The organism is Geothrix sp. 21YS21S-2 (assembly GCF_030846775.1).
GTDB lineage: Bacteria > Acidobacteriota > Holophagae > Holophagales > Holophagaceae > Mesoterricola.
Map to the genome: position 1 here is coordinate 1,057,318 of NZ_CP132910.1, position 12,975 is coordinate 1,070,292.

Annotated in this window: 20 protein-coding genes; 6 read left to right on the forward strand and 14 right to left on the reverse strand. The window is 69.6% G+C overall.

Translation table 11 applies throughout. The features are described 5' to 3' along the window. The first annotated feature begins 13 nt into the window (after positions 1–13). The 4 genes from RAH40_RS04785 to thiE all read left to right on the forward strand — a co-directional run bounded on the left by RAH40_RS04785 (position 14) and on the right by thiE (position 3,171). On the forward strand, positions 14–610 hold the full coding sequence (locus RAH40_RS04785) for a class I SAM-dependent methyltransferase (RefSeq protein WP_306600940.1): 597 nt from the start codon (positions 14–16) through the stop codon (positions 608–610). A gap of 160 nt (positions 611–770) precedes the next feature. Then, positions 771–1,742 (forward strand): thiopeptide-type bacteriocin biosynthesis protein, encoded by a 972-nt coding sequence (locus RAH40_RS04790; protein ID WP_306600941.1) that lies wholly within the window; start codon positions 771–773, stop codon positions 1,740–1,742. Between the two features lie 14 nt (positions 1,743–1,756). Next, positions 1,757–2,563 carry a hydroxyethylthiazole kinase gene (thiM, locus tag RAH40_RS04795; RefSeq protein WP_306600942.1) on the forward strand — a complete coding sequence of 269 codons (807 nt, stop codon included), beginning with the start codon at positions 1,757–1,759 and terminating at the stop codon, positions 2,561–2,563. Then, on the forward strand, positions 2,560–3,171 hold the full coding sequence (thiE, locus tag RAH40_RS04800) for a thiamine phosphate synthase (protein WP_306600943.1): 612 nt from the start codon (positions 2,560–2,562) through the stop codon (positions 3,169–3,171). The genes thiM and thiE overlap by 4 nt, the downstream gene beginning before the upstream one ends. Positions 3,172–3,437: 266 nt before the next feature. Here thiE and RAH40_RS04805 read toward each other — a convergent pair whose 3' ends face one another. From RAH40_RS04805 to RAH40_RS04815, 3 genes are all read right to left on the reverse strand, one after another. After that, on the reverse strand, positions 3,438–3,752 hold the full coding sequence (locus RAH40_RS04805) for a DUF134 domain-containing protein (protein WP_306600944.1): 315 nt from the start codon (positions 3,750–3,752) through the stop codon (positions 3,438–3,440). A 17-nt stretch (positions 3,753–3,769) separates the two neighbouring features. Continuing rightward, positions 3,770–3,991 carry a VF530 family protein gene (locus tag RAH40_RS04810; protein ID WP_306600945.1) on the reverse strand — a complete coding sequence of 74 codons (222 nt, stop codon included), beginning with the start codon at positions 3,989–3,991 and terminating at the stop codon, positions 3,770–3,772. An 86-nt stretch (positions 3,992–4,077) separates the two neighbouring features. Continuing rightward, entirely contained in the window at positions 4,078–4,521 is a 444-nt protein-coding gene (locus tag RAH40_RS04815; protein ID WP_306600946.1) for a hypothetical protein, read from the reverse strand. Between the two features lie 217 nt (positions 4,522–4,738). Here RAH40_RS04815 and RAH40_RS04820 point away from each other — a divergent pair, with 217 nt between their 5' ends. Next, complete coding sequence (locus tag RAH40_RS04820; RefSeq protein ID WP_306600947.1) at positions 4,739–5,233, forward strand: ferritin; 495 nt, start codon at positions 4,739–4,741, stop codon at positions 5,231–5,233. Positions 5,234–5,236: 3 nt separating this feature from the next. After that, positions 5,237–6,148 carry a CDF family Co(II)/Ni(II) efflux transporter DmeF gene (gene dmeF / locus RAH40_RS04825; RefSeq protein ID WP_306600948.1) on the forward strand — a complete coding sequence of 304 codons (912 nt, stop codon included), beginning with the start codon at positions 5,237–5,239 and terminating at the stop codon, positions 6,146–6,148. On the opposite strand, the gene RAH40_RS04830 is transcribed toward dmeF, so the two are convergent. The 11 genes from RAH40_RS04830 to RAH40_RS04880 form a co-directional block, all read right to left on the reverse strand. Beyond that, a complete protein-coding gene (locus RAH40_RS04830; RefSeq protein WP_306600949.1) occupies positions 6,129–6,746 on the reverse strand; it encodes a tyrosine-protein phosphatase in 618 nt (205 codons plus the stop codon). The genes dmeF and RAH40_RS04830 overlap by 20 nt on opposite strands. A gap of 81 nt (positions 6,747–6,827) precedes the next feature. Beyond that, positions 6,828–7,097, reverse strand: coding sequence for a EutN/CcmL family microcompartment protein (locus RAH40_RS04835; protein ID WP_306600950.1), 270 nt, complete (start codon positions 7,095–7,097; stop codon positions 6,828–6,830). Between the two features lie 10 nt (positions 7,098–7,107). Then, the gene (locus RAH40_RS04840) at positions 7,108–7,368 is read right to left on the reverse strand and encodes a EutN/CcmL family microcompartment protein (RefSeq protein WP_306600951.1); all 261 of its coding nucleotides are present in this window, start codon (positions 7,366–7,368) and stop codon (positions 7,108–7,110) included. After that, on the reverse strand, positions 7,359–7,955 hold the full coding sequence (locus tag RAH40_RS04845) for a BMC domain-containing protein (protein WP_306600952.1): 597 nt from the start codon (positions 7,953–7,955) through the stop codon (positions 7,359–7,361). The genes RAH40_RS04840 and RAH40_RS04845 overlap by 10 nt, the downstream gene beginning before the upstream one ends. 19 nt (positions 7,956–7,974) lie before the next feature. Next, entirely contained in the window at positions 7,975–9,360 is a 1,386-nt protein-coding gene (locus RAH40_RS04850; protein WP_306600953.1) for an aldehyde dehydrogenase family protein, read from the reverse strand. A gap of 17 nt (positions 9,361–9,377) precedes the next feature. Continuing rightward, on the reverse strand, positions 9,378–9,668 hold the full coding sequence (locus RAH40_RS04855; protein WP_306600954.1) for a EutN/CcmL family microcompartment protein: 291 nt from the start codon (positions 9,666–9,668) through the stop codon (positions 9,378–9,380). A gap of 18 nt (positions 9,669–9,686) precedes the next feature. After that, a complete protein-coding gene (gene eutM / locus RAH40_RS04860; RefSeq protein WP_306600956.1) occupies positions 9,687–9,977 on the reverse strand; it encodes an ethanolamine utilization microcompartment protein EutM in 291 nt (96 codons plus the stop codon). Positions 9,978–10,007: 30 nt separating this feature from the next. Continuing rightward, positions 10,008–10,649 carry a BMC domain-containing protein gene (locus tag RAH40_RS04865; RefSeq protein ID WP_306600957.1) on the reverse strand — a complete coding sequence of 214 codons (642 nt, stop codon included), beginning with the start codon at positions 10,647–10,649 and terminating at the stop codon, positions 10,008–10,010. A 1-nt stretch (position 10,650) separates the two neighbouring features. Continuing rightward, positions 10,651–11,298 carry a deoxyribose-phosphate aldolase gene (deoC, locus tag RAH40_RS04870; RefSeq protein ID WP_373432566.1) on the reverse strand — a complete coding sequence of 216 codons (648 nt, stop codon included), beginning with the start codon at positions 11,296–11,298 and terminating at the stop codon, positions 10,651–10,653. A gap of 127 nt (positions 11,299–11,425) precedes the next feature. Next, on the reverse strand, positions 11,426–11,926 hold the full coding sequence (gene rpiB, locus RAH40_RS04875; RefSeq protein WP_306600959.1) for a ribose 5-phosphate isomerase B: 501 nt from the start codon (positions 11,924–11,926) through the stop codon (positions 11,426–11,428). Positions 11,927–12,029: 103 nt separating this feature from the next. After that, positions 12,030–12,860 (reverse strand): serine hydrolase, encoded by an 831-nt coding sequence (locus tag RAH40_RS04880; RefSeq protein WP_306600960.1) that lies wholly within the window; start codon positions 12,858–12,860, stop codon positions 12,030–12,032. Positions 12,861–12,975 lie beyond the last annotated feature (115 nt).

Genomic DNA, 12,975 nt, shown 5'->3' on the forward strand with positions numbered 1-12,975 from the left:
GATGGGAGGCGACATGACGGGCACCGGACATTTCGATCAGGCGGCCAAGGACTGGGATCTCGAGGACCGGCGCGTGGTCATGGCCCGGGCCGTGGCGGCGGCGATCCGGGCGCGGGTCCCCCTTTCGGCCGCGGATTCGGTGCTCGACTTCGGGTGCGGCACGGGGCTCGTGACGCTGGAGCTGGCGCCGCTGGCGGGGTCGATCACGGGGGCCGACACCTCCCCGGGCATGCTCGGGGCGCTGGCGGAGAAGGCCCCGGTGGCCCAGATCCTGCTGGATCCCGAAGGGGACACCGACCTGGGCGGGCCCTACAGCCTCATCGTCAGCAGCATGACCCTGCACCACATCCCCGACGTCCCGGAGCTCTTCCGGAGGTTCGCGCGGCACCTGCGGGAAGGGGGTCGCGTGGCCCTGGCGGACCTGGACACGGAGGACGGGAGCTTCCACGGCGGGGCCGGCGGGGTGTTCCACCTGGGGTTCGCGCGGGAACGGGTGGAGGCCTGGCTTGGCGAGGCGGGATTCCGGGACGTGCGGGTGGAGACCGCGTGCACCACCACCAAGGAGGGGCGGGACTACTCCGTCTTCCTGGCCCTGGGAACGAAGGGCTGAAGCGCCCCCGGGCGCGTCCCCCTCCGGAAGGGCAAAGGGCGACCGTTCAGCCCCCGAATACGACCGTTCGGGAAAATTCCAAGGGCGGAAACGCGACCAGTCCTAGGCTTGGGGCATCATTTGCCCGCCGCCGGCGGATTTCCCGATGGAATTTCCTACCATGGCCCACCCGACCGCCCCCACGTCCCCCTTCGACCCGGACCTCGTCTGCCAGGCGCCTCCCGGGCCGTTCCGCCCCGGCCCGCAGTGGGGCCTGGAGGAGGCCAGGTCCTGTCCGCCGGGCTCCGAGTGGCTCGACGTCAGGATCCACGTCGGCCCCGAGGACGCGGACTCCATCCTTTCCGAACTGCTTGCGACCCTCCGGGGCATCACGGTCCAGGCCTGGGACCGGTGGTTCTTCGTGCGGGGAACGGACTCCGGGCCCCACCTCCGCCTGCGCTTCCACGGCGTGCCCTCCCAGCTGGGCGGGAACCTGCTGCCCCTGATCCGCCGCATCCTGGCCCCCCACCTGAGGTCCGGCACCTGCTGGAAGCTCCAGGTGGACACGTACGAAAGGGAGATCGAGCGGTTCGGCGGCCTCGAGGGCATGCTCCTCGCCGAGGCCTGGTTCGAGCAGGACAGCGAGCGGGTCCTGGACCTGCTGCGGGCGTGCGGGAGGGAGGCGGGCGCGGGCCTGCGGTGGCAGCAGGCCTTCCGCGGCCTCGACACGCTCCTTTCGCACCTGGGCCTGAGCCTCGCGGGCAAGCTGAGGGTGGTGGACGCCATGAGGGACGGCCTCTGCCCCGACGTCGACGGCGGGCCGCGCCTCCATCTGGGAGAGCGGTACCAGGCCCTGCGCAGGGACCTGGAGGCCTGGATTCCGGGCCCGGGCCAGCGCTCCCCGGCCATCCTGCCGGACCCCCGCCTCCACCGCCAGCGCACCTGCCTGAACCGCCTGGCCGGGGCGTCCGTGGAGGGCAGGCTCTCGCAGCCCCTGGAGGAGCTGGCCTCCAGCCTGGCGCACCTGCTGGTGAACCGCTACATCCGCGCGTCCCACGGCGCCCACGAACGGGTCCTGTCGGACTTCCTGGGGCGGGTCTACCGTTCCCAGCTCGCCCGGGTCGGCCTCTCGCGGGATAAGATGGTGGGCTAGGAAAGGAACCCCACATGCCCGAATCCGAAGCCCTGAAGACCTGGGAGGCCCTCACGGCCGTCCGCGCCCAGGCCCCCGTCGTGCACAACATCACCAACTACGTCGTCATGAACACCACGGCCAACGCCCTGCTGGCGCTGGGCGCCTCGCCGGTGATGGCCCACGCCGAGGAGGAGATGGAGGACATGGTGGGCATCTCCTCCGCCCTGGTGCTCAACATCGGGACCCTCAGCCGCGACTGGGTCAAGGCGATGTTCCTGGCCGCGGAATGCGCCACGAGGCGCGGCATCCCCATCGTGCTGGACCCCGTGGGCGCAGGCGCCACGCGGTACCGCACCACGACCGTCCGCGAGCTCCTGGCGGCCTTCCGGCCCGCCATCATCCGGGGCAACGCCTCCGAGATCATGGCCATCTGCGGCGCCGGCGCGGGCACCAAGGGCGTGGACAGCCTGGACGCGTCCCAGGACGCGGTCGCCGCGGCCCGGGCCCTCTTCGAGGCGCACGGCTCGGCGGTGTGCGTGAGCGGCGCCACGGACTTCATCGTCGGGGCCCGGACCGTGCGCATCCACAGCGGCCATCCCCTCATGACCCGCGTCACGGGCCTGGGCTGCACGGCTTCGGCCCTGTGCGGCGCCTTCGCCGCCGTGACTCCCGACCCGGTCCTGGCCGCCGCCCAGGCCATGGCGGTCATGGGCGTCTGCGGGGAGATCGCCGCCGCCAAGGCCGACGGCCCCGGCACCCTCCAGCTGCATTTCCTGGACGCCCTGCACCGCCTCACCGAGGCCGACCTCAAGGGGCGCCTGCGTTCGGACGTCGCGTGAACGGCGTCCACCTCGTCACCGACCGCGGCCTCTGCCGCGGCCGGTCCCTGGAGGCCATCGTCCTGGCCGCGGTGCGGGGCGGCGCCGCCAGCGTCCAGCTGCGGGAGAAGGATCTGGCCACCCGCCCCTTCGTGGAGGAGGCGGTCCGCCTCAAGGCCCTGCTCGCGCCCTGGAAGGTTCCGCTCATCATCAACGACCGCGTGGACGTGGCCCTGGCCGCCGGGGCCGACGGGGTCCACGTGGGCCAGCAGGACATGCCCTGCGCCCTGGTGCGCCGCCTCATGCCCGGGGCCCTCATCGGCCTCTCCGTGGAGACCTGGGAGGACGTGGAGCGCGCCCAGGACGAACCCGTGGACTACCTCGGCGTGAGCCCGGTCTTCGCGACGCCCACAAAGACCGATACCCTCGGCGCCTGGGGCCTGGAGGGACTGGCGCGCATCCGGGCCTTCTCCCGCCATCCCCTGGTGGCCATCGGGGGCGTGAACCTGGAGACCATCGCCGCCGTGGCGAAGGCCGGCGCCCACGGGGCGGCGGTGGTGTCGGCAATCTGCTCGGCGGAGGAACCGGAACAGGCCTGCCGGGAGCTTCTCAGGAGATTCACCAACTGATCCATAGCTTTCTCGGCGAGCATTCCTTGCCACGTGCCGGATGCTGTTTACTGGGACGTCCTTGACCTCCAGTTCCACTTCTCCGGCAGGAGCCCCCCTCGGACTGGCCAACATTCACGCCGTCGCAGCTGAACCACCCTGGATGGCCATGGAACTCCCCATTCCCAATCTGCCGGCTCACCTGAAGAAGCTTCAGCCGGGGATGGAAGAAGGACGGCGGACCAGCCGACCATGCTCCTTGGCACACCCACCGGTAGGCCCGATCGCTAGGGTTTTGGTACCACTTCTTCATCCAAGGTGTAGGCGCCGCCTTCGATGCGGAGGGCGAGGCCCCCTACCAGGGCCCGGGTGACTTTCCTGTGGGCCGCGTCCAGGACGCGGCCGAAGGTCGCCCTGGAGACCCCCATGCGCTCGGCGGCCTCCTGCTGGTAGAGGCCCTCCTGATGGGCCAGGCGCAGGGCCTCCAGCTCCTCGAAGGCCAGGCTCACCTCCTCCAGGTCCATGAGGGGCACCCCCCGGGGCTTGAAGTAGCGCACTCCGGGCAGTTCCTCGACTCGTTTGCAGCAGGGGCGGCGCGGCACGTGGGGCCTCCGGGGGGTCAGCCCTGCTTGAGGGCCAGATAGAGCTCCTCCACCTTGCGCCGGGCCCAGGGGGTCCTGCGCAGGAAGGCGAGGCTGGACTTGAGGCTGGGGTCGACGTTGAAGCAGCGGATCTCCACGGCCCGGCCCATGCCCTCCCAGCCCACGCGGTCCACCAGGACCGTCAGGATCGCCTCCAGGGTCAGGCCGTGGAGGGGGTCCTTGGGATGGGCTTGGGTCATGGGCGGCTCCGGGCGCGAGAGAGGGCCGGACGCGGTGGTCGCGTCCGGCCCTCCTCCATCATTCACGGCCGGGGGGGGATTGTCACCTAGTGATGGTGCTCCCGGTGCTCGTCGTGGCGCTCCTCGCGGCGCTCCTCGCGACGGTCCTCGCGGCGGTCCTCCCTGCGCTCCATCTTCCTGCGCTGGCCGGGGGGCATCCATACGCCGCGGGAATCCTCGCGGTGCCAGTTGCGGTAGTGGCCCCGGGGCACCTCCACGATGTAGCGGGGCACGCGGCGCGCCTCGACCCAGTCGAAGCGTGCCCGGGGGCTGCGGGCGCGGTACCAGCCATCCTCGCGGCGGCACCAGTACCACCCGTCGTTGAAGAAGACTTCCTCCGGGAAACCTGCCACCACCGAGACGCCGGGGGAGATGACCTCCAGGCGGGGCGCCACGGGAAGGCCGATCTGGATGCCGATATGCACCTGGGCCTGGGCGGCAAAGGGGCTGAGGCCGAGGAGGAGGGTTAGGGGGAGCGCGTAGGATCTCACTGGGATTCTCCTAAGGGGGCGGGTCGCCCGCTGGAATAGGTTTGGCATATTTCGTTCCAATTTGGAAAGTCTTTTATTTTCAATGGCTTTTTCTGCGCGGATGCCGGTCGCGCCTCCATGATGTTGCATTACTCCCCCTCCGCAAGGACCCCAACGGGGAAATGCAACATTGCCGCCGCCTCTGGCTACAATGAGTCCACCTCCAAGGAGAACCGCCATGATCAGCCCGAAGATGCAGGCCGCCCTCAACACCCAGATCAACCTGGAGCAGTTCTCCGCCCAGCTGTATCTGGCCATGAGCGCGCACTGCGACGCACTCAGCTTCAAGGGCTTCGCCCACTGGCTGCGGATTCAGGCAGGCGAGGAAACGGCGCACGCCATGAAGCTCATCCAGTTCGTGCTGGACCGCAACGGCAGGCTGGAGCTCCACCCCATCGCGGCGCCCCCGACCGACTTCGGCGGCGTGATCCAGGTCTTCGAGAAGACCCTCGAGCACGAGAAGGGGATCACCGGGAAGATCAATGCCCTGTTCGAACTGGCCCGGTCGGAGAAGGACTACGCCAGCGAGATCACCCTCCAGTGGTACGTCACCGAGCAGGTGGAGGAGGAAGCGAATGTCGGCCAGATCGTGGACCACCTGCGCGCCGTGGGCGACCAGGGGGGCGGCATCTGGTACCTGGACTCCCGCATGGGCAAGCGGGTGGCCAAGTAGGGTATGAGCGGAGAATCCGATAGCCTGGCTCTCCACACTCATCTCTTCGATCAGGGCAACCAGGCTGGGGAACGAGGAACCCGCCTCGTGATGGCCATCACGGCCCTCATGATGGCCGTGGAGATCGTGGCCGGGTGGCGCTTCAATTCCATGGCCCTCCTGGCCGACGGCTGGCACATGAGCTCCCACGCCGTGGCCATCGGGGTGAGCGCCCTGGCCTACGCCCTGGCCCGGCGCCACGCCGGCGACCGCCGTTTCGCCTTCGGGACCTGGAAGATCGAGATCCTGGGCGGCTTCGCCAGCGCCCTGTTCCTGCTCGGCGTGGCGGCCTGGATGGTCCTGGGCTCCGCGCAGCGGCTGCTCGAGCCCGCCCCCATCCACTACCGCGAGGCCATCGCCGTGGCCGGGGCGGGCCTCGTGGTGAACGTCGTCTGCGCCCTCATCCTGGGCCGGGCCCACGACCACGGCCACGACCATGGCGGGGGCCGCCCCGCCCACGACCTGAACCTCCGCTCGGCCTACGTCCACGTCATCGCCGACGCGGCCACCTCGGTGCTGGCCATCCTGGCCCTGGCCGGGGGCCTGGCCATGGGCTGGGCCTGGCTGGACCCCGTCATGGGCTTCGCGGGCGCGGTGCTGGTGGCCGTCTGGGCCGTGGGGCTCCTGCGCGACACCACGCGGGTCCTGCTGGACGCGGAGATGGACCACCCGGTGGTGGAGGAGATCCGCGAGGTGGCCGGCGCCCACCCCGAATGGGGCCGCATCACGGACCTCCACGTGTGGCGGGTGGGGAAGGCCAGCTACGCCTGCATCCTCGCGCTGGAGGGCGGCCCCCAGGACCTGACGCCGGCGGCGGTGCGCGCCGCCGTTGGCATCCACGCCGAACTCGTGCACATCACCGTGGAACTGGGATGAGGCTGGCCAGGCGGGGCTTGTAGCGGATGAGGAACCGTCCCTTCTCCGCCGTATCCGAGAAGCTGCTGCCCGCGAGCAGGAGCCGCGTGGCGGCCCGGGCGCGCTCGTTGGACCACTGCTCGAATTCCATGCGGTAGATCGCCACGAACAGCTCGGTGCGGCCGATGCCGTGGTAGCAGTGGATGAGCGCGGGGCGGTTGGCGGGATCGCGGATGGCCAGGAGGAAGCGGTCCACGGTGGCGTCCGTGGGCACCTGGGGCGTGGGCAGGTGGATGTGGCGCACGCCGACGTCGGCCAGGGCCTGGGCCTCCTGGCCGATGGTGGCCAGGTCGGTGGTGTTGGTGCTGTCCTCGCCGGGGTTGAAGGTTCGCAGATCGATGACGGACTTCAGCCCCAGGGTCCTGGCCAGGCGCTGGAGTTCGGCCGGGGGCATGGCTCCCGACTGGTACACCTGTCCCAGGGTCACGGTGCCCAGGCGGTGGCGCACATGGATGAAGTAGAGGGACCAGGAGCCCAGGCCCAGTGCGAGGGCCAGGGCCGCCAGGGCGAGCTTCCTGAAGAGCGAGGACGGTCCAGACCTGGACCCAGGCATTGGCATGTTCCGGCTTCCTTTGATTTACCTAACCATTGTGCCGAAAGCCGGAGCCCGCCGGAACCGCAAATCGCGCGTCCCGCCCCGTCATTGCCGCTCCACCCGGTCCACGTGCGCGATGATCACCACGTTGGCGGGGCAGTCCTTCAGCCCCACCACGTCGTCCACGGCCCCGCCGTTGCGCGCCACCAGGACGCGGTCCCCGGGCCCGGCCTGGACGCCGTCGAGGGCGACCATCGTGCGGTCCCCGGGCGTGCCGTCCTCCAGCACCTCCCGGACCAGCAGGAGCTTGCGCCCCGCGAAGAAGGCCAGCTTCTCGGTGGCGACGACGGGCGCGAGCACTTCGGCGATGAACATGGCGCCCTCCTCAGGTGGCCGAGTCCACGAGGCCCACGATGCAGGCGTCGATGGCCCCGTAGCCGCCTGGGAGGGCCTTGGGGGCCTCCCGGGCGTCGATGTACATGACCAGGTCCCCGTCCCGCGAGGCCACCAGGTCCACCGCGGCCAGGGGCTCGCCCACGGGCCGGCCCTCGGCGTCCACGCCCTGGATCATGCGGAAGGTGAAGCCCGCCAGGGAGTCCAGCTTCCGGGTGGCCACCACCAGGCCCTTAACGCGCGCTAGAAGCATGAGCTCTCCAGCCCTTCCAGGACCAGGCCCTGGATGATGTCGTGGGGGCGGGCCAGGATCTCGCTGTGCACGAAGGCCGCCTCCTCCCGGAGCAGTTCCTCGGCCGAGGCCAGGGCGGCCTCCACCTCGGACAGGTCGCCGGTGAAGGTGAAGTAGCCCTTGCCGCCCAGGTCCAGGTTGTAGGTGAGCTCCAGGAGCCGCACGGCGGTTGTCTTCACGGCGCGGTCCGCGGCCTGCACCAGGGCGGCCAGGGCCTGGCCCTCCACGATGCCGACGGCGTCGGTGGTCAGTTCCGTGCCCTTCTCCTTCTGGAGCGCGGCGAGCACCTGGGGGTGCAGGTTGGGGATGTAGGTCCAGGACACCAGGAAGGGGTCGGAGTGCAGGTGCCCCTCCTCCACGGCCTCCAGGAGGTCGGCCTCGTCCCCCGTGAGGTGGATCATGAACTTCCCGGAGCCGACGGGGCCCGCCTTGAGCAGGCGCACCTCCGCCTTCTTGAGCATCAGATCGGCCACCTGCAGGCCTTTGGCGATGCTGGAGAGCTCGAGGATGCCGAGGGTGGGGACCAGGTTCAGGTTCGGAGTGGCCATGGGGGGTCCAGTCGCAGAATCAGACGATGCGGAAGTGGTCCTTGAGGGTGCAGCGGCGGCGCCGGGCGAAGTGCGCGGCGTTGGTGAGCCCCTCCCCGGTGGGGGAGGCGATGGTGAACGAGGTGGAGCCTGGCCCCTCGAAGCCCAGGCCGTTGTAGTTCGGCCCGTTCTTCACGAAGATCGAGCAGTCCACGGCGCGGGCCATCTTGTCCAGGTGGTCGATGTTCTTGGAGTACATGCTGGCGGTGTGGCGGAAGCCATGCTCGGCCTTCAGGGCCATGTCGATGGCTTCATGCACGTCCCTGGCCCGGGTGAAACCGATGACGGGCATGAGGAGCTCGGCCTGGATGAAGGGATGGTCGAAGGGCACGTCGGCGAAGATCAGCCTGGGCTCGCCCGTGAAGGCGATGCCGGCGGCCTTCAGGATGTGGGTGGCGTCCTTGCCCACGAAGTTCTTGTGGGGGTGGCGCCCGTCCACCACGGTCCGCTCGACGGCGGCGATCTCGGCGCCGCGGAGCTCGTAGGCGCCCGCGGCCACCATGCAGGCCTTGAGGCGGTCCGCGATGGCCTCGACGGCGATGACCTCCTTCTCGCAGATGCACACCACGTTGTTGTCGAAGGAGGCCCCGGCGACGATGCCGCGCCCGGCCTGCTCCAGGTCCGCGGTCTCGTCCACCACCACGGGGGGGTTGCCCGGGCCGCCGGCGATGACCTTCTTGCCCGAGGCGAAGGCGGCCTTGACCACGGCGGGGCCGCCGGTGACCACCAGGAGGCGGATGCCGGGAGCCTTCATGAGTTCGGCGGCGGTCTCCAGGGTGGGCTCGGTGACGCAGGTGAGGAGGTTGGCCGGGGCGCCCTCGGCCACCAGGAGTCGGTTGATCAGGTCGATGGTGAAGGCGTTGGTGCGCCTGGCCCCGGGGTGGGCGTTGAAGACCACCGCGTTGCCGGCCGAGAGCATGCCGATGCCGTTGTTGATGACGGTCTCGGAGGGGTTCGTGGAGGGCGTGATGGAGCCGATGACGCCCCAGGGGGCCAGCTCCTCCAGGGTCAGGCCGTGCTGGCCCGAGACGGCCTCGGCCCGGAGCACTTCGGGACCGGGGGTCTTGTTGATGACGAGGAGGTTCTTCTTGACCTTGTCGTCGACGCGGCCCATGCCGGTCTCGCTCACGGCGAGCTCGGAGATCTCCCGGGCATGGCGCCGGAGGCCCACGCGCAGCTCCTGGATGATCTCCGTGCGCCGCTCCAGCCCGATGGCCCGGAACGCCTGGAAGGCGGCCTCGGCGGCGCGGATCGCCGACGGGATGTCGGGGAAGCAGCCCATCTGCGGCCCCGCCGCCGGGGCGCCCTCCAGTTCGCGGAGGACGCGTTCGGCGATTCTCGAGACCAGGGCGCGATCGATTTCCATAGCTCAGCCTCTGGGGGTCAGGATTTCGTGTAGACCTCGGAGCCCTCGAACTGGATGGCGTCCACGATGCCGATGACGACGGCATCCACGGGCTTGCCCTCGCTCACGGGCGTCATGCGGGCCGAGGAGCCCTGGCACACGAGCACCCATTCGCCGGAGCCGGCGCCGACGCTGTCCGAGGCGACGATGGGGTTGCCCTTGGGCGCGCCCTTGGGGTCCACCGGCTGGATCAGGAGCAGCTTGTGGCCGGCGAGGGCGCCGACCTTCTGGCTGGCGACGACGTCGCCCACCACTTTGGCGATCAACATGGCCCGCCTCCGATGAACCTAGGCGTTCGCTTCGGTGCGGCCCAGGGGGAGGACGGAGTCCACGTTCTCGTGGGGACGCGGGATGACGTGGACGGACACGATCTCGCCGACCTTCTGGGCGGCCAGCGATCCGGCCTCCACGGCGGCCTTCACCGCCGCGACGTCGCCGCGGATGATGGCGGTGACGAAGCCGCCGCCGATCTTCTCGTAGCCGACCAGCTGCACGCGGGCCGCCTTCAGCATCGCGTCGCTGGCTTCAACCATGGCGACGAAACCCTTGGTTTCGATCATGCCGAGCGCTTCACTCATGGGTCTCTCCCTGGAGTTGGGGTGGTTGGATCAGGCCTTGGTCCGGTACGGACGGCCGTGGATGGAATTGATGGCGTCGATGGCTGCCTTCATTGCGCTGTCGATCTCGGACTCGCTTCCGGCCATCATCAGGCGCCCCACAGCCCCGTAGGGCTTGAGGTCGATGAGGGAGACGTCGGCGGCCTTCTCGGCCTCGTTGGCGGCCAGCACCGCGTAGGCGGCCGGGTCGCACTCGAACAGGAACAGGGACTGGCCGGGCAGGATCATGTGCCCGTACCGGTTGCGGTTGATGATCTGGGCGTGCATGGGCTCCACGGACCGGATGACCTCGCAGGTGGCCACGTAGGGGGTGAGGCGGTCGGCTTCCACCAGGCCGAAGCTCCCGATGGCGGCCTCGCCCGCCACCCGCACCTCGCCCTTGTCGTAGGCGTGCACCTCGAGCATGCCGAAGGTGCGTTCCACCACCTGCGCTGCGGGCTGAACGTTGGCGGCCTTGAGGGCCACGTCGGTCATCTTGTTGATGGCGATGCCGGGGGCCACTTCGATGTAGACCGAGGCCTGCTCCTTGAGGGGAGGGAAGCCCCGGGAGCCCAGCCCCACGAAGGCGGCCAGCTGCGGCTGGAGCGAGTCGATGAAGCAGTAGGCCCGGAGGGTGAGGGTGCCGTCGCTCATGTCAGTACCCCTTCCCTTCGCCGCCGGTGACGATGGCCACGCCCGAGCTGGCCCCGATGCGCGTGGCGCCCGCGGCGATCATCTTCTTCGCGTCGGCCAGGCTGCGCACGCCGCCCGAGGCCTTCACGCCCATGCGGGGCCCGACGGTGCGGCGCATCAGCGCGATGTCGGCCTCGGTGGCGACGCTGCCCTTGGCGAAGCCCGTGGAGGTCTTCACGAAGGTCGCGCCGGCGTTCTTGCAGATGGTGCAGGCCGCGACCTTCTCCTCGTCGGTGAGGAGCCCGGTCTCGAGGATCACCTTGGTGGTCTTGCCGCGCGCGGCCTGGACCACGGCGCGCACGTCCTTCTCCACCAGGGCCAGGTCGCCGGACTTGAGCGCACCGATGTTGAGGACCATGTCGATCTCGTCGGCGCCGTTGGCGATGGCCTCGCGGGTCTCGTACGCCTTGGTCCGGCTGTCCATGGCGCCCAGGGGGAAGCCCACCACGCAGCAGACCTTGACCTTGGAGCCGCGGAGCAGGTCCCGGCAGCGGGACACCCAGGAGGTGTTCACGCACACGGACCAGAAGCCGTACTGCCGCGCCTCGGCGCAGAGGGTCTCCACTTCCGCGGCGGTGGCCTCGGGCTTGAGCAGGGTGTGGTCGATCATCGCGGCCAGGGCCGTGTCGATGGCGCCCGGGGCCTTCGACGCCTCCGGAGCCTTGCCGTCCAGCGCCTTCAGGACTTCCTTGGTGATCAGGTCTACCAGCTTCTTTTCATCCATCTCGACTCCACGTTCATCGTTCGATCTTGTCCACGCGCTTCTGGTGGCGTCCGCCCTCGAAGGGGGTCGCGAGCCAGGTGAGGACCATCTGCTCGACCGCCTCGGGCGGGTTGGCCCCCGCGCCCAGGGTGAGGACATTGGCGTTGTTGTGCTGGCGGGAGTTCAGGATGGTCTTCATGTCGTAGCAGAGCGCGGCCCGGATCCCCGGGAAGCGGTTGCAGGCCATGGAGGAGCCGATGCCCGCCCCGTCGATCATGATCCCCATCTCGCAGGCGCCCCCCAGCACCGCCTGGGCCACCGCCTTGGCGAAGTCCGGGTAGTCGCAGGCCGTCTTGTCCGGGCAGCCCACGTCCACCACCGCGAAGCCCCGCGCCTCCAGCACGCCCGCAAGGCGCTTCTTCAGGTCGAAGCCGCCATGGTCGGAGCCCACGGCCACCCGCCGCTGGGTTCCGCGCCGGGAGAGGACCTCCCGCACCACTTCAGAGACAAGTTGTTCGACCCGCTGGGGATCCATGGAAGTCCGTACGGAAAGGTTCAGAGCGGCGGACAGCTTCGGTCCGCGGGAGGCCCGGTGCAGGGAAAAAATTTTACCTGTCGGGGGAAAAACAAGCCTAGCACTACCTCCTGGAGGAGACAACCCGTAAACGGGCGCGGCGGTGGCGGCGCGGGCGTTCGGGCTCGGGTCCCTCCATCCACTGGCGGATCCGGTTGGCGTCGTCGAAGCGGGAGTGCCTTCCCGTGGCGTCCAGGAGCACGATGAGCACGGGGCGCTGCGCAAGCTGCGCCTGCATGACCAGGCACTGCCCCGATTCCTCGATGAAGCCGGTCTTGGAAAGCCCGATGCGCCAGCGGGAGCTCGCCAGGAGCATGTTGCTGTTGTGGAACTCGATGGAGCGGTTCTTGTAGGCCACGGTGGCGCTCGTGCGGGTGGAGAAGGCCCGCACCTGGGGGTGCCGGTAGGCCTCGTCCACGATGCGGGCCATGTCCCAGGCCGAAGCCCGGTTGCCCGAGGAGAGCCCCGTGGGGTCCTCGAAGCGGGCGGTGGCCAGGCCCATGGCCCGGGCCTTGGCGTTCATCTCGGCCACGAAGGCCTGCACGCCGCCCGGGAAGGTGCGGCCCAGGGCGTGGGCGGCCCGGTTCTCGGAGGCCATCAGAGCCAGCTGGAGCGCCTCGGAGCGCGTGAGCACGGTGCCCACCGGCAGCCGGGAGTGGCTGTGGCGGAGCATGTCCTTGTCCTCCTCCAGGATGGTCAGGCGCTCGTCCATGCCCACCTTGCTGTCCAGGATGACCATGGCCGTCATGAGCTTGGTGAGGGAGGCCACGGGCAGGACGTCGTCGCAGTGCTTCTGGAGGATGGGCTCCCCCGTCTTCTGGTCCTGCACCAGCACCGAGGCGCTGTGGAGGGCGAGGCGCTGGTCGGCCTTGGCGCCGAGGGAGGTGCAGGTCACCACGGCTAAAGCGGCCAGACAAGCGAGGTTCCCTGATCTGAACAAGGTCATATCGGCTCTCGAAGGGGCGGTTGGGGGGGACAGGAGGGAAGGGTCGGACCCTTGAACAGGGAAT